The organism is Psychrobacter sp. UBA3962, assembly GCF_002385225.1.
Classification (GTDB): Bacteria; Pseudomonadota; Gammaproteobacteria; order Pseudomonadales; family Moraxellaceae; genus Psychrobacter.
The window spans coordinates 68284-87680 of the sequence record NZ_DGDC01000003.1 but is presented as its reverse complement, the minus strand read 5'-3'; the positions used below and the strand labels follow the sequence as shown (position 1 = coordinate 87680).

Below are 19397 nucleotides of genomic sequence, written 5' to 3'. Positions count from 1 at the left end.
ACTATCATTGAGATAAATAAACAAGAAACTACCATTTTTTAAATAAATGTTTAGTCTTTACTGCCTTGATAGTCCTATTTAAACCCTTTATTATCAATGCATTACTTAATATTTTTGGAAAAAACTTGCCAGTTCTGTGTCATTGATTAGCCGTTAATAGCTGTAACAAAAGATTTTTATAGCCCTAAATAGGGCCTTATTCGCTTAAATTTTAAAGCCATAAAGTAAGCTTCTAAATGCTAAAAGGATAGCTAAGCCTAATATGTTACCTCTAATTTGTTACAATAGTCTTTTTTAACTTTATGCCCTTTAATCTGAATACCCTTTAACCCAAACACCTTGTAATCCGAATACACTATCAACCTGAATAAAATATAACCTTATTGATTTGCACCTGCTGTCTGGCTTAGTCAAAGGTATAAATGAGCTGCTATTATGAGTGACGATCTTCTTAATGACCAAAACAACACCGTGACTGCTCCTGCCAAAACGGATATCTCTCACATACATGATTTCTTGGGGACCCCTACCCCTAAAGCTTGGCTTGAAGCGGCCGTCAATGATTTGCCGACTATTATTCAAGATCATGCCAACTGTGAGAAAAAAGCCGCAGGCACCGCGATGAACTTAATATTCCGTTATGAGTTTCATCAAGATCTACAAATGAAGTTGGCACAGCTGATTCGAGAAGAAATGCTACATTACGAGCAAGTAGTGGGAATTATGGAAGAGCGTGGCCAAAAGTGGCGACATTTACCCGCCAGCCGCTATGCCAAAGGTATGTTAAAACACAAACGCACTTATGAACCCGCTGCGATGATTGATATTCTAATTATCGGGGCCTTTATTGAGGCTCGATCTTGTGAACGCTTTGCCGCCTTAAGTGAAGTGGTCGATGATGAGCGTTTAGCAAAATATTATCGCTATCTGCTCAAGTCTGAAAGCCGTCATTATGAAGACTATATTACCCTCGCTCGCTCATTAGAGCCTAAAGACGGGGCAAGTGTGGATCTTGAAGCCTTATCAAAAGCCACTAATGGCAGTATCAATACCGATGAGGACACCATGAATGTTGATCAACGTATTGCTTTTTTTAAGCAGGTTGAGGCAGAGCTGATCAATAGCCCAGATACCGAGTTAAGATTTCATAGTGGTATCCCCGTTTAAAATGTTGAGCCTCCCCTATTAATTAGCAAGCTTCAAACTCCAACCTATAAGCTTATCAAATAAAAGAAAGACCCACTAACTTAGTTAGTGGATCTTTCTTTATTAATGAGAGTTTTAATAAATGGCATTTATTTTAATCTATGCCGCTTACTCTCGTCACACTAGTCGTTATCGTGGCGAGCTAAATCAAAGGCATTTAAATCACCAACGTTTTTACCTGCGGGCGGTAATTTAGCATCCTTTTCGCGCCCATCCTCATAGACATCATCAGTTTCTTGCGAAGCTTGTTGTGGCCCATCAATATCAGGTTTATGTTTTCTGCCTTCATAATCACCAGGCTCTAGATTACCTTTGTCACTGGTCTCAGTATCTACATTCTGATCAATAGAAGGGGCTTGTTTAGGATCAGCTTGTAATCTACGCTCATCTTTTACTTGTGCTTCGTCATTCAGATTACGATTATTATCATCAACTACTTTTATGGTTTGATTAATAGACATATTTTTCTCTTTATTATAGTTATGGGTTTAAAGTATTTACGAAGTTTGGTTAATTGTCTGTCGCCTAGCTTTAATGAAAATGATTCATCAAAGAACTGCTAAAACCTTAGCCAGCTACTTATCTGTACGCAACTTATCATCGATGAACGGCGTTTCTTGCTCATCTGATAAATTAGCTGAGTTTGACTCATCACTTTCAGCATTGTTAGGGTCTAGGTTTTCACTAACTTCACTTGGGTTAACTTCTTCAACTGCTTGTTCGATATCCGTTTTATTATTATCGTTACTCATAATATATTCCTTGTGAATGGGACTACTTTAAGTTTTAACCTGATTATTTTTTAACCTAACTATTAACCTGACTACTAGATTGTAGAGTTCAACCCTTATAGTTCAGGTCTTACTCAAAGCCTTTATAGTTATAACTTATTGGTTATGCTTATTATCATATAGGGATTAATGGTTAGTTAACTACTGGAAACACGTAGCTTTGTGTTTAATTATGTTGAAAAAAAAGCAACTTTGTTAACCAAAGTTGCTTTTTTTATTATTAGCCAAGTAGTTATATTAAAGAATAATACTATTACTGTTGTGCTGGGTGGGCCACGATATCCGAGACATTATTAATTTTTTGTAGCAGATAATCTTGGGCAATAAACGGAGTTTCACCTGGTTTAGGCTGAATCCGCTGCCAACTGCCATCCCCTTTTAACTCCCAAGCTTGTACATTATCTTTTAGATAGCTAATTAAGCCATCTTGGTAGACCCGCTTAAATAACTTACGGTCTTCTACTGGGAAGGCCACCTCAACACGGTGGAACAAGTTACGACTCATCCAGTCCGCACTGCCACAGTACAGACGCTCCTCCCCGCCATTATAGAAATAATACACTCGGGTATGCTCTAAGAAGCGGCCCACAACAGAACGCACGGTGATGTTTTCAGACAAGCCTTTCACCTGTGGACGGATACAGCTCATAGAACGTAAAATAAGCTCAATCTTCACCCCTGCTTGTGACGCATCATATAACTTGTCAATCAAATTACGCTCAGTTAAAGCGTTACATTTGACGATAATGTGGGCTTTTTTGCCGGCTTTGGCATTGGCAATCTCATCATCAATAAATGACATTAACTGAGTATGCAAGGTAAAGGGCGCATGTAGCAGCTTATTAACATTGGCTGCTTTTCCCATGCCAGTAAGCTCTTGAAAAATCTTGTGCACATCTTCTGAGATATCAGGATCTGCAGTAAATAAACCGTAGTCGGTATAGGCTTTCGCATTACCTTCGTGATAGTTACCCGTCCCTAGATGCACATAACGGCGAATCTTATTGTCCTCACGGCGCACAATCAGCATTAACTTGGCATGAGTCTTATAACCGACGATACCATAGACCACGACAGCACCTGCTTCTTGTAGCATATTGGCCACTTCAATATTCGATGCTTCATCAAAACGGGCGCGCAGCTCAATAATAGCGGTTACTTCCTTACCATTTCTGGCGGCCGCAGCTAAGGCTTTCACAATCTCAGAATTTTTCCCTGAACGGTATAGGGTTTGTTTAATTGCCAAAACTTTAGGATCATTTGCCGCCTGCCAGATCATATTGACCACAGGGTTAAATGATTCAAAGGGATGATGTACCAACACATCGCCACGGCGAATGGCAGTAAACATGCTCTCACCTTTGTCAAAAGACTCTCGTCTAAAAGGCTTTGGCATGATGTGTGAAAATGGCTGAAAGCGTAACTTAGGAATATCAAAATCAAACAGCAAACGGGTTAAGTTTACTGGTCCATTAACTCGATATAACTGCTTTTCATGAAGCCCAAATTCATTAAGCAAATAATCACTGATTTCTTTAGGACAATTGGTGGTCACCTCTAGGCGAACCTTGTCCCCAAAACGGCGGTTATCTAACTCCCCTTCTAACGCTTTAGCGATGTCTTCTACATCGTCAGACAGCTTAAGATCAGCATTTCGAGTGAGGCGGAACTGGTTACATCCGGTGACGCTCATGCCTGGGAATAATTTACCCACATGCTCATGAATCACCGCCGACAACATAATGTGGTGCTCTTTGCCACCGGTTAACTCATCAGGTAAACGAATAACGCGGGGTAGGCTGCGAGGTGCGGGAACGACGGCTAGATTAATATCTCGACCAAAGGCATCTTTACCCTCCAAGCTCACCATAAAGTTTAGGCTTTTGTTCACCAGCCGCGGGAATGGGTGTGCCGGATCAATGCTAATCGGGGTTAATACCGGCATCACCTGCTCAATAAAATACTCTTTCATCCACTGCGCTTGCTTTGGGGTTAGCTCATCGCGCTTCAAATAGCGGATATCTTCTTCCGCCAAGGCAGGCAAGATCTCTTCATTTAAAATACGATATTGCTCTTCAATGGCGTCATGAGCCACATCTGATATTTCTTGTAGTACTTCACTGGGACGCATTTTATCTGGCTTATGCGAGATATTGCCGTGATTGAGTTGCTGCATAAGTCCTGCAACTCGGATTTCAAAAAACTCATCCATGTTTGAAGAGAAAATAATCAAGAAGAACAAACGCTCTAACAAAGGATGACTAGGATTGGTAGCTTGAGCCAGAACTCTTAAATGAAACTGGAGCCAAGAAAGTTCACGGTTGATATAGCTGTTTGGTGAGTAAGTGCCATCTTCATAACGTTCCCAGTCCAAGGTGGTTAACTCAACCACTGAGTTACTTACTGCTTTATCAGCATCCGTCTGTTGTGACTTGTCTTTTGTCTCATTGTGCTTATTGGCTGTGGTAGTGGTCATAATGCAACTCGCCTCCTTTGTTTATCTCTGTGATATCTGTGAATGATAGGTAATCATTTTGTGCGTAGTGATTTGGATTAAAAAAAGACTTTCTTTTATACTTTACTACGCAAATCTGACAAAGGCATTAAGGCAATACCGCCTGATGCATACGGCGCATAATAATTCGCTGCTTATTTCGCAGTCGCTTATTACTCATGTTTTTTTCGTAATATTTAGGATTGGTTAGCATACTAATTAGTAAGGCCGATTCATCTCGATTAAGCTTGCTAGCAGGCTTATTGAAATAATATTTAGCAGCCTCCTCAATACCATAGATACCATTGCCAAACTCAGCCACGTTCAGATAAGCGGTCAAGATACGCTTCTTATCCCACATCCCTTCAATCATCACTGTGATACTGGCCTCAAGTCCTTTACGAACGTAAGAGCGATGTGAAGTCAAAAATAGGTTTTTTGCCAACTGCTGGGTAATGGTCGACCCACCAGCCGCGACCGTCCCCGTACTTTCATTCTTTTTCATCGCCGCTTCAATGCCGTCCATATCAAAGCCATGATGACTCACAAAACGGGAGTCTTCACTAACAATAGCTGCTTGCTTAGCAGACTTAGCAATGTTGTCATACTCAACCCAAGTTTGGACCACATCACCCCCACCCAAACGGTGGGCCACCATGAACATACTGTTGTTAATAGGCTGGGTCTTCCATACCATCAACAGACCAGCGACAGCGATATAGAAAGCCACCGCCAACATCATTAGTGCCCAAAAGATACGCTTAAAAATAGTAAAAACTGCCGTCATAATTTTTTGACTCGGCTAACGGTTAAAATTAAAACAATGATAAACTAAGTTAACGCTGACTGGTAGCGGTCTTTTCTGAAGCTCTCTACTAAGCGCTTAATCAACTTAAGCGACATAAAGTAAAGACCACCAAACAGCGAAAACTAATTGAAAGAGCCGCATAGGATAACATTTTGACTGATATTACCACTACCCGTCAGCTAATTATGCAACAAGCTCAGCTGCAGCTGGACTCTGATAAGGCTGAAAAAACTTGGTTTTTATTAGGCACGGTAGGCTGCCACTTGTGTGATGAAGCTGAAAATACGCTTAGGCTATTTTCTAGTGTAACGGCCACGGTTATTGAAAAAGTCGATATCGCTGACTTTGACGAAGACTTTATGATGCAGTTTGCCACCACTATTCCGGTTGTACTGACCCCGACCCAACAAATAAATTACCCTTTTTCTGTTGTTGATCTCATGGCGTGCCAGTGATAAGAAAATTCTTACAATGAATAAAACAATTGTTTACTTGAGCAATGATTATAAATAGAATGCTTAGTCCTTTTAATACCATGAGTCATGCTTTGAGTGATTTCTAAGTTTAAAAGCATGAATCTAAGCCGTTTTAACTAAGAACACTATATTAAAAATCCAAATCTCACATATATTTTTAAATGATTAGCTTTAAGCTATTAGCATTTGATTTGGACCAAATAGGTGCTTATAGATTATTAATACAATGACTGCTACTCCCAATAAATACTCATAAGTTAAACAAGGATGTTTTATGTTTACTTTTTTGGCACTAATGCCTATTTTAACCGTCTTCATACTATTAGTGGTGCTACGCCTACCTGCTAAGTATGCGATGACTGCCTCTTATTTAGTCACCGCCTTGTTGGCATTATTTGTATGGCATGCCGGCGCTGCACAAGTAGCAGCTGCGACCACCAATGGGATTATTGTTGCTCTGACGATTTTATTTATCGTTTTTTCGGCTATTTTGCTACTCAATACGTTAAAAGAAAGTGGCGCTATGTTAGCTATCCGCCGTGGCTTCATGGATATCACGCCTGATCGACGAGTCCAAGCCATTATAGTAGCTTGGTTGTTCTGCTCTTTAGTTGAGGGCTCATCAGGTTACGGCACCCCTTCAGCAGTTGGCGCGCCTTTATTATTAGCGTTAGGTTTCCCAGCAATGGCGGCTGTTATGGTGGTGTTGATCATCCAATCCACCCCAGTTTCTTTCGGTGCAGTGGGTACACCTTTATTACTTGGGGTTTGGTCAGGCATAGATAACAAACAGGACTTAGCTGATTCTATTCAACCCTTATCTATCTCAGATTATTTATTACAAATTACCGCTAATGTCGGTCTGTTTCACGCCTTAATCGGGGTGCTAATCCCTCTCATTTTAAGTGCTTTTTTAACCCGCTTCTTCGGTGAGAAAAAATCATTCGTTGAAGGGTTGAAAGTATGGCCATTTGCTCTTTTTGCTGGTATTTGTTTTACCCTTCCCTACTACTTAGTAGCCAAATATCTAGGGCCTGAATTCCCCTCACTGGTCGGCGGCTTTATTGGCTTACTCATTATCGTTCCAGCAGCCAAGCGCGGTTTTTTAATGCCCAAAGAGATTTTCGACTTTGGCCCTAGAGAAAGCTGGGACCAAGATTGGTTAGGCACTTTAGCACAAGAAGATTTTGATAACAGTGTGGCCCCAAAGTTCTCGGTTTTAAGAGCCTTTTCTCCTTATGCTATCGTAATTGGTCTATTGATTATCACCCGTGTCATTGAGCCTCTACAGGCGTTTTTAACAGGCGATTCTACTACGATTGTCTTTAGCAACCTATTTGGCACTGAAATCTCTAGTAAAGTGCAATTGCTTTATTCACCAGGCACTATTTTAATCATTACCTCTTTATTGTGTATGGGGATTTATGGCATGAATAAAGGGCAAGTGAAACGTAGTTGGTCAGTCTCAGCGAAAACCATGGTTGCCGCGGCACCTGCTTTATTATTGTCTGTCCCGATGGTGCAAGTATTTATTAACTCTGGGTCAAGTATTGAGGTTGCCACCGAGTTACCAGCTATGCCTATCTTATTAGCACAAAGTGCGGCAGCAGCTTTTCATGATACGTGGCCATTGGTTTCACCTTGGATTGGGGCAATGGGTGCCTTCATAGCTGGGTCTAACACTATTAGTAATATGATGTTCTCCTACTTTCAATGGTCGACAGCCAGTCAAATCGGACTAAACACTGACCTTGCTGCTCAAGTTGTGGCTTTACAGGCCATCGGCGGTGCTGCTGGCAATATGATTTCAGTACATAACGTGGTGGCTGCCTGTGCAGTAGTGGGGTTAGTCAATAAAGAAGGCTACGTCATCCGTAAAACCTTAGTGGCCATGACCTACTATGTGGTCCAAGCTGGATTTTTAGGCATGGCGGTTATCTTCGGCGGTGTCATTTGGTGGTTGTTAGCTGTCATATGGCCAATCCTGTTCTTGACAGTGATGTCTGTTACCAGTAAATCGACTGCTTCTAAAAGCTCAAGTATTTAACTTACGCAATTCCCATTAGCCTTAGGGCATCGCTCGATGCCCCCATCAGATGAGTGTATTACCATGAAAGATTTATCAAAAATCACTGAAATTGAAGATTTACGCAAAATAGCTGAGCGTAAAGTGCCTCGTATGTTCTATGATTATGTTGACTCTGGGTCATGGACACAGACCACTTACCGCAATAATGAAACCGACTTTGATCGTATTAAACTGCGTCAACGGGTTTTGGTAGATATGGACAACCGTAGTCTTGCCACGACCATGATCGGTGAAGAGGTCAAAATGCCGATTGCCATTGCCCCTACTGGTTTTACCGGCATGATGTGGGCCAATGGTGAAATGCATTCAGCCAAAGCTGCTAAGGACTTTGGCATCCCTTTTTCACTATCGACCATGAGTATCAACTCTATTGAAGATGTGGCTGAATACACCAATCACCCCTTCTGGTTTCAGCTGTACGTCATGCGCGATAAAGATTTCATGGCCAATCTAATCCGCCGTGCTAAAGAAGCCAACTGCTCTGCTCTAATTTTAACCGCAGATTTACAAGTGCTAGGTCAGCGTCATAAAGACATCAAAAACGGTCTTTCAGCGCCGCCTAAGCCAACACTGGCCAATATCCTAAACCTAATGACCAAGCCTGAATGGTGCTTTAATATGCTGGGTGCCAAACGTCGCACCTTTGGTAATATTGTCGGTCATGCCAAGGGTGTAGGCGATTTATCTTCTTTATCGTCATGGACAGCGGAACAGTTTGACCCCAGCCTAAGCTGGGATGATGTGGCCCGTATTAAAGACATGTGGGGCGGCAAACTTATCATCAAAGGTATTATGGAACCTGAAGATGCGATATTGGCTGCCCGCAGTGGTGCGGATGCCATGGTAATCTCTAACCATGGGGGTCGCCAGCTTGATGGAGCGCCTTCCTCTATTGCCTGTCTATCTGATATTGTTCAAGCGGTACAAGCTGAAAAAAGCGATATTGAAATCTGGTTAGACAGCGGTATCCGCTCAGGGCAAGATGTGCTTAAAGCCATTGCTTTAGGCGCCAAAGGTACCATGATTGGACGCTCATTCTTATATGGACTCGGTGCTTATGGGGAAGATGGGGTACGCCGTGCGTTAGAGATCCTTTATAATGAGTGCGACATCACCATGGCATTCTGTGGTCATACCAATATCAATAATGTCACCGATGACATTTTAGTCAAAGGGACTTATGAATATCTGAAAACTTCTATTCCGCAAGTGGCCCCTATTCGTTGGGGTTAGCCGAGGTGCCTTAGGATAAATCTTTCCTAAGGCAAATCTTATTATGACTGACACTGTTGCTAACTGATACTGTTGCTAAATAGGTATTTTCAAACTTTTTTATCAAAGCACTTTTTAAAGGTTTGATATAACGCTGTGATGGGCATACTGTGCCTTTAGCTATGCTAAAATAGCCGCACCTTATATTATAAAAAGATATTATGCCTATCTCTACTTTATTCAGCCGTGCTCCGGTCACCGTCTTATTATTATTAAGCTTTGTGGGGTTGTTTGTGTTCCAAATAGCCTCAGGGGTCGATATTAACGAGCCCAGCTTAGAGTCGCTCCTAAAGTGGGGAGCCAACGCACTGCCTTATAGCATAGGCTATGAGCCATGGCGTTTGGTTAGCAGTGGCTTCTTGCACATAGGCTTAATGCATTTATTATTCAACTGTTTTGCGATGTATTACTTCGGTCAAGTGGCCGAGGTGACCTTTGGCTCAGTTAAGTTCCTGCTGTTATTCTTGCTCTCGGTTGTGGGCGGAAATCTATTGAACAACTATGTCACTTGGTGGCAAATTTTCCACAATGACGGAGCCCCAGGTATTTCAGCGGGTGCCTCTGGTGGCATTATGGGCATCGGCATGGCTCTGCTAATGGTTGAGTTATTAAAGAAAACCCTACTCAACTTCCCCGCAAAAGGCGGCAATCCCCAACTAAAAAGCTTGGCCATCATCATGGGTATCAACTTGATGTACGGCTTTGCTGTCCCTGGTATCGACAATGCAGGACATATTGGTGGGGCACTAACCGGTGCTGTGCTAGCTGTTGGTATCATGCTGGGCTATCGCTATTCTACACACAATAATAAACTTTTTTTTAAAGCCTTACCTTGGTTAATTTTTGCTATTATTGCGCTTATATTTTATAAGTTATGGCTAGACTTACATCTACAGATAGGGCTATAGTTAATTGAATTTAGCTCCTCTTTTTCGCTACAGCCCCTAATCAAAATAAGAGTATCCCAATGAAAATCTTGACCAACAAACTTCTGAACACAGCGGCTCTTACCCTATCTTTCGGGGTACTTACGCTAGCTTCAGCCTCAGCTCAAGCTGAAACGGCTCCCACAGTATCGACCAGCGAAAATGAAAAGCTAGGTGTACAGTTAGGGGTTAACCTTAGATGGAACAACAGCGCGTACGACTTAGATGACAATGACGTCTCTGTATTACCTAGCATATTTTTTGATAATGGCAAATATTATGCCCGTGGTAACCAAATAGGGACCTACTTAGTAAATGATGGCAGTAATGAAGTTTTGGCATTTGTACAACCAGGCGGTCCAAGCTTTGACCCTGATGATGCTAAAGGCGACTTAGCCCAGCTTGACGAAAGAAAATGGTCAGGATTAGTGGGGGCAAGCTATATGCGCACTACCCCTATCGGTGGCTTTAAAGCACAGCTCTCAACTGACGTCGCTGGACGCAGTGATGGTACCGTGGCTCGACTGAGCTATCTGGCAAAATTAACCCCAGGTAAATGGACCATCTATCCTAGTGCTGGACTTGAGTGGGTAGACAGTAATTATAACGAATATTATTACGGTATAAGTCAAAAAGAAGCCGACAAAACCAGTTTAGACCGCTATAAACCAGACTCAAGTATCAGTCCTTATATCAGTGTCAACGGTACTTATGCCATTAATAAAGATTGGGACTTATTCTTAGGTCAATCTGTTAACTTTTTAGCCGATGAGCAGCGCGATAGCCCAATGGTAGATGATCGAGTTGATTACAAGACTACCTTGGGCGTTCTATACCAATTCTAATATTTTCGCAGGTATATTTGCAGGTATAATCGCTGCACGTACTTAATATATCAGCTCACTCACTGACCATAGAGATGCTTATTTCTTGTACTACTTTTAACATTTTGGCTTAAATTAAGAGGAATTTACGTGCAACAAACTCAACAAACTATCAGCAGCGCTCCTGATAAGTCTTTTGAAGACTTCGATGAGGGCATGAAGTTTAGCATCTCAGAGGTTTGGTCGTATGTCACTACCAAAGTAAAGTCTGCTTATGGTAAAGCGGCCAACTCTATCGATGATGAGTTCTCATTGCCGGTTAGCCAAGAGCAAGTAAATGGGGCTCTAAAAAAGTTTGTCACAGACAATGTGGCCGCCATTTTAGAGCTTAGAGTTGAGCTTCACGAGGACTGGTTTAGACTGTTTTGTACCATTGATATCAAGGGTATCTACGTTGAAGTCGCCAGTAACTTTGAGTTGGTACATGTTCAAATCGACCGGGATGTACAGCGTTTTGTGTTTGGTCAGTTAACCAATACCGATGTATTAAAGCTACATTGTGATTCTGTCTTTAAGCGTTATGGTATTAAGCTTTTGATTTGGTTTTACCACAGCGTTCTAAAAAAAGATCCATTAGGCATGATTTTGCATAAAATTAATATCGTCAAACCAAAAGATAATGTGCTCTACCTAGATATTAATCGCTGGTTAAAACGCAATAAAAAAATCATCAACATCTTACATAAGGTTCAGGTCAACTATGGTCTGACTGAAGAAGAACAACTGATTTTAAAAACCAAAGTAAATATTCGTGATCTTCTCGCTAATTCAAATATTGAGGACATCATCACGCCAAAAGATGAGCCTGAGCTGTTAAAAGGTCCACTCAACCCTATCTCTGATGCCATAGAGCCCAGCCAAGAACAATAAAGTGTCTTCATTAGTTTGACTGCAAATATGCCTTTATAAAAAAACCTCAATTTAAAATTGAGGTTTTTTTTGGTTGGTTATGAGGTTATCTCACCTGTAGCAACTATTACACTTAATCTGTGGTTTTGGTGATAGTAATACCGGTATAACCGAATAAAATAGTCAAAAAGAATGACAAATAACAGAAGAAGGCATAAGGCAAATAATCGAGCACTGGTACACCCAACGCTTGGCTAATAAACACACCACAGACACTCCAAGGCACTAAAGGGTTAATGACGGTGCCTGCATCTTCTAAGGTACGTGATAGGTTTTTTGGGTGTAAGTTTAATCGCTCAAAAACCGGTCTAAAGGCTGTTCCTGATAACAGTAGGCTTAAATACTGCTCACCAATGAGGATGTTAATGCTTAACGCAGACATAGCCGCGGCAGCAATGGCTCGGCCCGAGCTAGTTAGGCTGTCTTTGATACCAGATAATAGTGCCGGCAAAATGCCCAATGCCGTCAATAATCCGCCCAAACTCAATGCCAAGATAACGATGGTCTGAGTAAAGAACATACTATTTACGCCACCCCGAGATAGCATACCCCCTACTTCACCAAGCTCTAAATTTTCAGCTGGGTGGTAACCGCCAAAGAAGTAATCTCCTAGCTCGCCAATAGTGGGTGAGCTGTGTATATAAGTCACAATAAGGGCGGCGATAATCGTACAAATAATGGTATAGATGGCATTCACTCGCATTAAAGCCAGTGCTATTAATACCACAAAAGGTAAGACTGCATAACCATGCACTAACCCACTTTCAATAAGCTGCGCTTGCAAAGCGGTTACTTGACTTAAGTCAGAAGCAGAAGTGTCACCCGACATAAACCAAAATAAAAGCGCAGTAATTAGCCAAGCAGGCACAGTGGTATACACCATATTACGAATATGCTCAAATAAATCGATGCCTACGACTGAAGCTGCAATAGTACACGTATCAGACAAGGGCGACATCTTATCGCCAAAAAAAGCACCCGATACCACCGCACCCGCCGCAATTGCCACATTGGCATCAAACGCATGGCTCATCCCAATAAAAGCCACCCCTAGAGTGGCCACCGTAGTCAAGCTACTGCCCAGTGCAATCCCAATAATCGAAGTTAAAACAAACGCCGAGATATAATAAAACTCAGGTAAAATTAGCTCAAAACCAAAATACATCAGGGTTGGAATCGCACCTGACATCATCAATGCTGCGACCATTAATCCAATAAAGAAGAACAGATAAATAGCCCCAATACCGCGCATGATACCGGTTGCCATTTGCATCTGCATGTCATCAAAACTTAGGCCTTTAAACAGACCCACTGCTAGTAGAAAACAGATGGCAAGTATCAGTGATAAATGAGGGACCCAGCCAAAACCGATCATGGTCACGCCCATAATTAAGATTATCAGCGTGGAGAGCATAAATGCCAGTTTTGGCGAAACCTGAGTTAATATTTGTGGAGGCATAACATATCCTTATGTTGCCGTTGTCTTAGAAATCCATTTTTATTTAAAGAGAAGTTTGAGTGGCTATTTAGTAAACAGTTCATCTGTTTTTGCTGCCATAACAAAATCATTGCGATGCAGCCCTTTGATGCTATGTGACCACCAGCTGACCGTTGCCTTGCCCCACTCTACTAAAATACCAGGATGATGGCCTTCAGCCTCACTAATTTCAGCCAAATCATTGGCAAAATTCATGGCTGCCATAAAGTTTTTGAACTTATAAACACGATGTAGCTGTTTAATACCCTCGACCTCGACCAATGACCACTCAGGAATTTGAGTCATTAGCTCATTGGCTTCCTCTTGAGTCACCTTTGGAGCACCAATGCGGCACGCTTCGCAGCTTGATTGATATAAGGTTGTCATAGTAGAGTCCTTTTAATGGTTTTTAGTTATGTTGAATTAAATTAAATTGAACTTTAAATATGTTAAGTCTTAAAATAGGGCTATGATTGGTGTTTTATTGATATGAATCATGTCCACCAAGCCTCATTAGTAATGGATCCGAGTCAGCTTCAATTAATAACCAACCACAATTAATAAGTAGGATCAAACAAGCCCAGCGACATAGCTTTTTTCACATAGCTCATCACATCACTGTTTGCAATATCAAACAAACTGTCTAAGTCATCAATCACATAATAAATAGGTTGAATATGATCAATACGATAAGGGGTTCGTAGTACATCTATTAAATCAAATTCTCGATATTCAGGTTTACCGCTTAAGGCATAAACCGTCTCAGACGGAGAGCTCAATATACCGCCGCCATAGATACGACGCTCTTCTAGATTTCGACCCACCAAGCCAAACTCAATGGTGAACCAATACATACGGGCTAAAAATACTCGCTCTTCTTTACTTGCCTCAAGGCCTAATTTGCCATAAGCCTCATTAAAGGCCGCAAAAGCAGGATGCGTCAGTAGCGGACAGTGCCCGACAATCTCATGAAAAATATCAGGCTCTTGAATATAATCCATATCCTCTAAGCGGCGGATGAAGGTTGCCACAGGAAATTGCTTATTGGCCAACAGTTTAAAGAACTTACCGAAACTAATTAAAGCCGGGACAGCCGCTGTTCGCCAACCTGTTGTACTTTGTAGCACCTCGTCAATATCACTCAACTGAGGGATATTATTTTTGGGTAGGTTAAGTTTCTCTAGTCCCTCAAGGTATTCTAAGCAAGCTCGGTCTGGAATCTGCTTTTCTTGACGAGATAACAAAGCGTGCCACATCTCATTTTCTTGCTGACTGTAATGGATAAGCCCATTGCTATCAGGACTATGAGACACATAAGGCTCTTTGATCGGTACCGAGGATACCGAATGCTGATTGTGCATCAGGGAAGTTTGGATAGGTGAAGCAGTGCGTTCCATGCCAGCTTTCCTTCTATTATTTATGCTATTAATTGTCTAATTAGCGATCAGTTTAAGGGTAAGTTACATCGACTCAAATAACACTTGGATAGGGGTTAGGTTGATATGGGCTAGATTGCCTCGTTTTATACATCCCTTACTACTCTATCATTTGATTTTGATGATAAGCACGCTAAGACTTAACCCTAACCTTTATTAGACTTCAGCTCTTAAACTGCAGCCATATCTGCATCATCATCTGAGCCCTCAACTTCAATGGCTCCACGGCGTAACTGATCCCGCTCGATAGATTCAAATAATGCCTTAAAGTTACCCTCGCCAAATCCTTCTTCATAATCGCCTTTGCGCTGGATGAACTCGAAAAATACCGGGCTACCTAAGATGGTTTCTGAGAAGATTTGAAGCAGCAGTCTTGGTTTACCGTCTTCTGTGGTACCGTCTAACAAGATGCCTCGCGTTTGTAACTGCTTCACATCTTCGCCATGACCTGGAAGACGCTCACTAAGCATCTCATAATAGGTTTCATTTGGAGCAGTCATCAATGGAATACCCGCCTCTTTGAGCCTGTCGATACTGTCCAATAGGTTGTCACTTAGCAGCGCAATGTGCTGAATGCCTTCACCGTTAAAGTGCATCAAGTACTCTTCAATCTGACCACCGCCTTGACGGGCTTCCTCATTTAGAGGGATACGAATTTTGCCATCTGGTGCGGTCATGGCCTTACTGGTTAGGCCGGTATATTCCCCTTTAATATCAAAATAACGGATTTCACGGAAGTTAAAGATACGCTCATAGAAATTGGCCCAATATGCCATACGTCCGCGATAAACGTTGTGGGTTAAGTGATCGATAAGCTTAAAACCAAACCCTTTTGGATGCTTGTCCACTCCGGGTAAGAACTCAAAATCAATATCATAAATTGAGCTGCCTTCCTCGAAGCGGTCAATCAAATAGATTAAAGAGCCACCAATGCCTTTGATGGCTGGTAATTTTAATTCCATAACCCCGGTGGGAACTTCAACAGGCTGAGCGCCCATCTGAATCGCACGTTTGTACGCTTTGCGAGAATCAGCTACGCGAAAGCCCATACTACATGCACCAGGACCATGCTCTTCTACAAAGTAGCTAGCATGGCTTTGAGGCTCTCGGTTTAAAATAAGATTGATGTCCCCTTGACGATATAAGGCAACATCTTTTGATCGGTGGTTGGCGACGTGGGTAAAGCCGAGTTTTTGAAACAACTCTTCTACCAGTTTTGGCTCGGGTGATGCAAACTCGACGAAATCGAAGCCACATAAGCCCATTGGGTTGTCAAATAAATCTGCCATGTCAAATCATCCTTAATGTTGTGTGGAGCACGCCCAGTCTAGGTTGGCCTTTACTTAAATACCCAGACCTCTGGGTGCTGTTCTATCCTTAGAAAACTATTTTGCTGAACAGCCCTTAAAAAAGTAGATTGTCAGCTAATACATTTATCAACAATAGTTGACCTAATATTTATATTAGAATAGGTTTATTTATAAGACTAATCGTATTTTATGATTTATTTATAAGGTTATCCTATGAATATAACATTGCGTCAATTAAACGCCTTTATTAATGTCGCTGAAACCGGCAGTTTTACCCGTGCCAGCGACAAAATGCATTTGACCCAGTCTGCAGTTAGCGGGCTGATAAAAGAGCTTGAAAGTAATTTAGAGGTATTATTATTTGATCGAACCACCAGACAATTGTCTCTATCTGTGGTTGGCTACCACTTACTGCCTCAAGCACGGCGTGTGCTAAATGAAATGACCTTATTTGAGAATGAAGCTTCTAGCCTTACCAGCTTGGCTCAAGGTAAGGTTAAGCTTGCGGTATCTCAGTTCGCTGCCTCCTCCATGCCTGCGGTCATTGCCCAATTTGCCAAACAATATCCTAATATCAATGTGACCTTATTGGATTGCTCTGCTGAGCACGTTCTACAGCATATCGAGAATATTGAGGTAGATTTAGGAGTGGGTGTTGAGTTGGCCGAGGTAGAAGAGGACGATAATTTAAGTGCTGATTTATTGTATGAGCTACCGTTTTGTGTCGTTGTGCCCGAGGAGCATCGTTTGGCCAATTTTGCTGAGGTAACTTGGAGTGATTTATTAGGTGAGCCACTGATTACCCTTAATGGACCCTTCATTGATCATGTCACATTAGAGCTTACCGAGGATATTGCCCTTCAAATCAAAAACGCGCCTTACAAAGTAAACTTTATGTCCACGGCGCTTGAGATGACACGCCAAGGCTTTGGAGTGACACTATGTCTGCCTTACATGCCAGAAGTTATTGATTGGGTCAGTGCCAATAAGTTGGTGCTTAAACCCCTTTCCGAACCTGTCAAACTGCGCAAGTTTTATATTTACCAACGCTCATCACGCGCATTGTCCCCTGCCAGTATGACATTCAAAGATTTCCTACAACGTTATTTTGAAGATTATTTCACTGAGTTATCACAGCTGCATTTATTACCCTCTTAACAAAAAAGTCATTTCGTAAGACCGAACAACAGCTCAATGAATAGCTTGCTAAATGGTGATATTAAAATTTATAACTTGCAAAGTAATGGGCAATAAATTACATTATTTATAACAGATTATCCATATCGTAATGAATTTTCATCTTATAAGACTCTAATAACCTTACTCTCATTTTCATATTTTATGACTTCACCCCATTAGAAAAAGGATTTTTCTATGTCATCAATTGATAGAACATTGACCTCATTTATAAAAGTGGCTGACAACAGCGACTTTTCTATTCATAACCTGCCTTATGGGATATTTAGCGAAACCAAAGAAGGCAAACGCCGTGCTGGTATCGCTATTGGCGATCAAGTACTCGACCTCTGTGTCCTAGAAGAAGTCGGCTTGTTACAGTTGGCTGGTGGACCATATTTTGACAAACCCACTTTAAATAGCTTTATCGAGTCAGGCCGAGAAAATTGGACGGCCACCCGCAGTACCGTACAAAAGCTATTGTCTGCCGATAATGAAACCCTACGTGATAATGAGGCATTACGTCATAAGGCCCTATTTAATCAAGCAGACATTACGCTTCATCTTCCGCTACAGGTGCCGGGTTACACTGACTTCTATTCATCAAAAGAGCATGCCACCAACGTTGGTACCATGTTCCGTGATCCCAACAATGCCCTACTACCGAACTGGACTGAGCTTCCTGTCGGCTACAATGGTCGTGCCAGCACAGTCATAGTCAGTGGCCAAGATGTGATTCGCCCTTCAGGTCAGCTGAAACCCAATCCAGATGAGCGCCCCATATTCTCTGCTTGTAAGCGTTTGGATTTTGAATTAGAGACGGCTTTTGTGGTCGGTAAACCCAACCACATCGGTCAGCCCATCTCTATTGATGACGCTTGGGAGCATATCTTTGGCATGGTGCTATTAAATGACTGGTCTGCCCGTGATATCCAAAAATGGGAATATGTGCCTTTAGGTCCATTTAATGCCAAAACTTTTGCGTCCTCTATCTCACCCTGGATTGTGACACTCGATGCCTTAGAGCCTTTCAAAACTTCTGTTCCTGTCCAAGAGCCACAGCCTCTTGCCTATCTGCGTGAAAATAAAACGGACAATACCTATGACATAAACTTGTCAGTGGAGCTGATGACAGACAAATCAGAGGAAGCTACCGTAGTTTGTGAAACCAATTTTAAATATATGTATTGGTCTATGGCGCAGCAGCTTACGCACCACACCATCACTGGCTGTGCGGTACAAGTCGGTGACCTTATGGGCTCTGGAACCATTTCAGGGCCAACGCCAGAATCTTATGGCTCTATGCTTGAGATTGCTTGGAACGCAACCAAACCTGTGACATTAAAAAGTGGCGAGACCCGTACCTTTATTGAAGATGGTGACACTGTGATTATGAAAGGTTACAGTGAAAAAGACGGGCTCCGAGTGGGCTTTGGTGAAGTGCGCGGTAAGGTTTTGCCGGCATTACATTTTAACTTTAGCAATTAATATTCTGACAAAGTTAGTCTTTAAATAATAAAGTGACGACATCAAAAGGATTTTGATATGAGCTTTACCATAGAAAAGATTCACCATGTGGCCTATCGCTGTAAGGATGCCAAAGAAACCGTTGAATGGTACCAAAAGAATTTAAATATGGATTTTGTATTAGCTTTTGCAGAAGATTATGTCCCTTCAACCAAAGCCTACGATCCTTATATGCACGTTTTTTTGGACGCAGGCAACGGTAACGTATTGGCCTTTTTTGAACTGCCGAATCAACCGGAGATGGGCGCTGACCCCAATACCCCAGACTGGGTTCAGCATTTGGCGCTTAAAGTTAAAGACGAGCAGGCTTTACTGTCTGCGAAAGCTCAACTAGAAGCCAATGGTATTGAGGTGGTGGGCGTTACTAACCATGGTATATTCCACTCAATTTACTTCTTTGACCCCAACGGACATCGTTTAGAGCTTACCTATGATGACCCAACCTCTGAGCAAAAAATCTCTTTGATTACAGAAGAGATGAAAGTCGATATGCTACAAGAATGGTCGCGCACAAAACGGGCACCAACCCATACCCAGTTTTTACACAGTGAGGAGTTGGCTGAAGTAAAACAAGTCACTCCTGTGGGTGAGTAATAAGTTAGTTAGTTAGTTAGTT

At 41.9% G+C, this 19397-nt stretch carries 18 protein-coding genes; 10 read left to right on the top strand and 8 right to left on the bottom strand.

Features of this window, described 5'->3' with window-relative positions:
• Nucleotides 1-435 precede the first annotated feature (435 nt).
• Entirely contained in the window at nt 436-1167 is a 732-nt protein-coding gene (locus tag B3S92_RS00690; RefSeq protein WP_296201866.1) for a tRNA-(ms[2]io[6]A)-hydroxylase, read from the top strand.
• Between the two features lie 161 nt (nt 1168-1328).
• On the opposite strand, the gene B3S92_RS00685 is transcribed toward B3S92_RS00690, so the two are convergent.
• The 4 genes from B3S92_RS00685 to mtgA all read right to left on the bottom strand — a co-directional run bounded on the left by B3S92_RS00685 (nt 1329) and on the right by mtgA (nt 5278).
• Entirely contained in the window at nt 1329-1667 is a 339-nt protein-coding gene (locus B3S92_RS00685; protein WP_296201865.1) for a hypothetical protein, read from the bottom strand.
• Between the two features lie 114 nt (nt 1668-1781).
• Nucleotides 1782-1958, bottom strand: a complete 177-nt coding sequence (locus tag B3S92_RS00680; RefSeq protein WP_296201863.1) for a hypothetical protein — start codon at nt 1956-1958, stop codon at nt 1782-1784.
• 292 nt (nt 1959-2250) lie between these two features.
• Nucleotides 2251-4473 carry a polyphosphate kinase 1 gene (gene ppk1 / locus B3S92_RS00675; RefSeq protein WP_296201862.1) on the bottom strand — a complete coding sequence of 741 codons (2223 nt, stop codon included), beginning with the start codon at nt 4471-4473 and terminating at the stop codon, nt 2251-2253.
• 127 nt (nt 4474-4600) lie between these two features.
• Nucleotides 4601-5278 carry a monofunctional biosynthetic peptidoglycan transglycosylase gene (mtgA, locus tag B3S92_RS00670; protein ID WP_296201861.1) on the bottom strand — a complete coding sequence of 226 codons (678 nt, stop codon included), beginning with the start codon at nt 5276-5278 and terminating at the stop codon, nt 4601-4603.
• A gap of 173 nt (nt 5279-5451) precedes the next feature.
• On the opposite strand from mtgA, the gene B3S92_RS00665 reads away from it, so the two are divergent.
• The 6 genes from B3S92_RS00665 (at nt 5452) to B3S92_RS00640 (ending at nt 11816) form a co-directional block, all read left to right on the top strand.
• Nucleotides 5452-5754, top strand: coding sequence for a glutaredoxin family protein (locus tag B3S92_RS00665; protein ID WP_296201859.1), 303 nt, complete (start codon nt 5452-5454; stop codon nt 5752-5754).
• Nucleotides 5755-6049: 295 nt separating this feature from the next.
• The gene (locus B3S92_RS00660; RefSeq protein ID WP_296201857.1) at nt 6050-7822 is read left to right on the top strand and encodes an L-lactate permease; all 1773 of its coding nucleotides are present in this window, start codon (nt 6050-6052) and stop codon (nt 7820-7822) included.
• 63 nt (nt 7823-7885) lie between these two features.
• Entirely contained in the window at nt 7886-9097 is a 1212-nt protein-coding gene (locus tag B3S92_RS00655; RefSeq protein ID WP_296202122.1) for an alpha-hydroxy acid oxidase, read from the top strand.
• 200 nt (nt 9098-9297) lie between these two features.
• Nucleotides 9298-10044 (top strand): rhomboid family intramembrane serine protease, encoded by a 747-nt coding sequence (locus tag B3S92_RS00650; RefSeq protein WP_296201856.1) that lies wholly within the window; start codon nt 9298-9300, stop codon nt 10042-10044.
• Nucleotides 10045-10103: 59 nt separating this feature from the next.
• Complete coding sequence (locus B3S92_RS00645) at nt 10104-10907, top strand: MipA/OmpV family protein (RefSeq protein ID WP_296201855.1); 804 nt, start codon at nt 10104-10106, stop codon at nt 10905-10907.
• 129 nt (nt 10908-11036) lie between these two features.
• Nucleotides 11037-11816, top strand: a complete 780-nt coding sequence (locus B3S92_RS00640; protein ID WP_296201854.1) for a hypothetical protein — start codon at nt 11037-11039, stop codon at nt 11814-11816.
• A gap of 112 nt (nt 11817-11928) precedes the next feature.
• On the opposite strand, the gene nhaC is transcribed toward B3S92_RS00640, so the two are convergent.
• The 4 genes from nhaC to hppD all read right to left on the bottom strand — a co-directional run bounded on the left by nhaC (nt 11929) and on the right by hppD (nt 16057).
• Entirely contained in the window at nt 11929-13314 is a 1386-nt protein-coding gene (gene nhaC, locus B3S92_RS00635; RefSeq protein WP_296201852.1) for a Na+/H+ antiporter NhaC, read from the bottom strand.
• A 63-nt stretch (nt 13315-13377) separates the two neighbouring features.
• Nucleotides 13378-13719, bottom strand: a complete 342-nt coding sequence (locus tag B3S92_RS00630) for a 4a-hydroxytetrahydrobiopterin dehydratase (RefSeq protein WP_296201850.1) — start codon at nt 13717-13719, stop codon at nt 13378-13380.
• Nucleotides 13720-13889: 170 nt separating this feature from the next.
• Nucleotides 13890-14729: a phenylalanine 4-monooxygenase gene (gene phhA / locus B3S92_RS00625; protein WP_296201848.1), complete on the bottom strand. Its 840-nt coding sequence runs from the start codon at nt 14727-14729 to the stop codon at nt 13890-13892.
• Nucleotides 14730-14938: 209 nt separating this feature from the next.
• Nucleotides 14939-16057 carry a 4-hydroxyphenylpyruvate dioxygenase gene (gene hppD, locus B3S92_RS00620; protein WP_296201845.1) on the bottom strand — a complete coding sequence of 373 codons (1119 nt, stop codon included), beginning with the start codon at nt 16055-16057 and terminating at the stop codon, nt 14939-14941.
• A 234-nt stretch (nt 16058-16291) separates the two neighbouring features.
• Between hppD and B3S92_RS00615 the strand changes: the two genes are divergently transcribed.
• The 3 genes from B3S92_RS00615 to B3S92_RS00605 all read left to right on the top strand — a co-directional run bounded on the left by B3S92_RS00615 (nt 16292) and on the right by B3S92_RS00605 (nt 19375).
• Complete coding sequence (locus tag B3S92_RS00615) at nt 16292-17236, top strand: LysR family transcriptional regulator (protein WP_296201843.1); 945 nt, start codon at nt 16292-16294, stop codon at nt 17234-17236.
• A 216-nt stretch (nt 17237-17452) separates the two neighbouring features.
• Nucleotides 17453-18742, top strand: coding sequence for a fumarylacetoacetase (gene fahA, locus B3S92_RS00610; protein WP_414706965.1), 1290 nt, complete (start codon nt 17453-17455; stop codon nt 18740-18742).
• Between the two features lie 57 nt (nt 18743-18799).
• The gene (locus B3S92_RS00605) at nt 18800-19375 is read left to right on the top strand and encodes a VOC family protein (RefSeq protein ID WP_296201841.1); all 576 of its coding nucleotides are present in this window, start codon (nt 18800-18802) and stop codon (nt 19373-19375) included.
• The last annotated feature ends 22 nt before the right edge of the window (nt 19376-19397 follow it).

Excerpts from the sequence above, each read along its gene's own strand:
- B3S92_RS00685 (WP_296201865.1), bottom strand. The coding sequence starts at position 1,667 with ATGTCTATTAATCAAACCATAAAAGTAGTTGATGATAATAATCGTAAT.
- B3S92_RS00680 (WP_296201863.1), bottom strand. The coding sequence starts at position 1,958 with ATGAGTAACGATAATAATAAAACGGATATCGAACAAGCAGTTGAAGAA.
- B3S92_RS00690 (WP_296201866.1), top strand. The coding sequence starts at position 436 with ATGAGTGACGATCTTCTTAATGACCAAAACAACACCGTGACTGCTCCT.
- B3S92_RS00660 (WP_296201857.1), top strand. The coding sequence starts at position 6,050 with ATGTTTACTTTTTTGGCACTAATGCCTATTTTAACCGTCTTCATACTA.
- mtgA (WP_296201861.1), bottom strand. The coding sequence starts at position 5,278 with ATGACGGCAGTTTTTACTATTTTTAAGCGTATCTTTTGGGCACTAATG.
- B3S92_RS00605 (WP_296201841.1), top strand. The coding sequence starts at position 18,800 with ATGAGCTTTACCATAGAAAAGATTCACCATGTGGCCTATCGCTGTAAG.
- B3S92_RS00615 (WP_296201843.1), top strand. The coding sequence starts at position 16,292 with ATGAATATAACATTGCGTCAATTAAACGCCTTTATTAATGTCGCTGAA.
- phhA (WP_296201848.1), bottom strand. The coding sequence starts at position 14,729 with ATGGAACGCACTGCTTCACCTATCCAAACTTCCCTGATGCACAATCAG.
- B3S92_RS00630 (WP_296201850.1), bottom strand. The coding sequence starts at position 13,719 with ATGACAACCTTATATCAATCAAGCTGCGAAGCGTGCCGCATTGGTGCT.
- B3S92_RS00650 (WP_296201856.1), top strand. The coding sequence starts at position 9,298 with ATGCCTATCTCTACTTTATTCAGCCGTGCTCCGGTCACCGTCTTATTA.
- B3S92_RS00655 (WP_296202122.1), top strand. The coding sequence starts at position 7,886 with ATGAAAGATTTATCAAAAATCACTGAAATTGAAGATTTACGCAAAATA.
- ppk1 (WP_296201862.1), bottom strand. The coding sequence starts at position 4,473 with ATGACCACTACCACAGCCAATAAGCACAATGAGACAAAAGACAAGTCA.
- fahA (WP_414706965.1), top strand. The coding sequence starts at position 17,453 with ATGTCATCAATTGATAGAACATTGACCTCATTTATAAAAGTGGCTGAC.
- hppD (WP_296201845.1), bottom strand. The coding sequence starts at position 16,057 with ATGGCAGATTTATTTGACAACCCAATGGGCTTATGTGGCTTCGATTTC.
- nhaC (WP_296201852.1), bottom strand. The coding sequence starts at position 13,314 with ATGCCTCCACAAATATTAACTCAGGTTTCGCCAAAACTGGCATTTATG.
- B3S92_RS00645 (WP_296201855.1), top strand. The coding sequence starts at position 10,104 with ATGAAAATCTTGACCAACAAACTTCTGAACACAGCGGCTCTTACCCTA.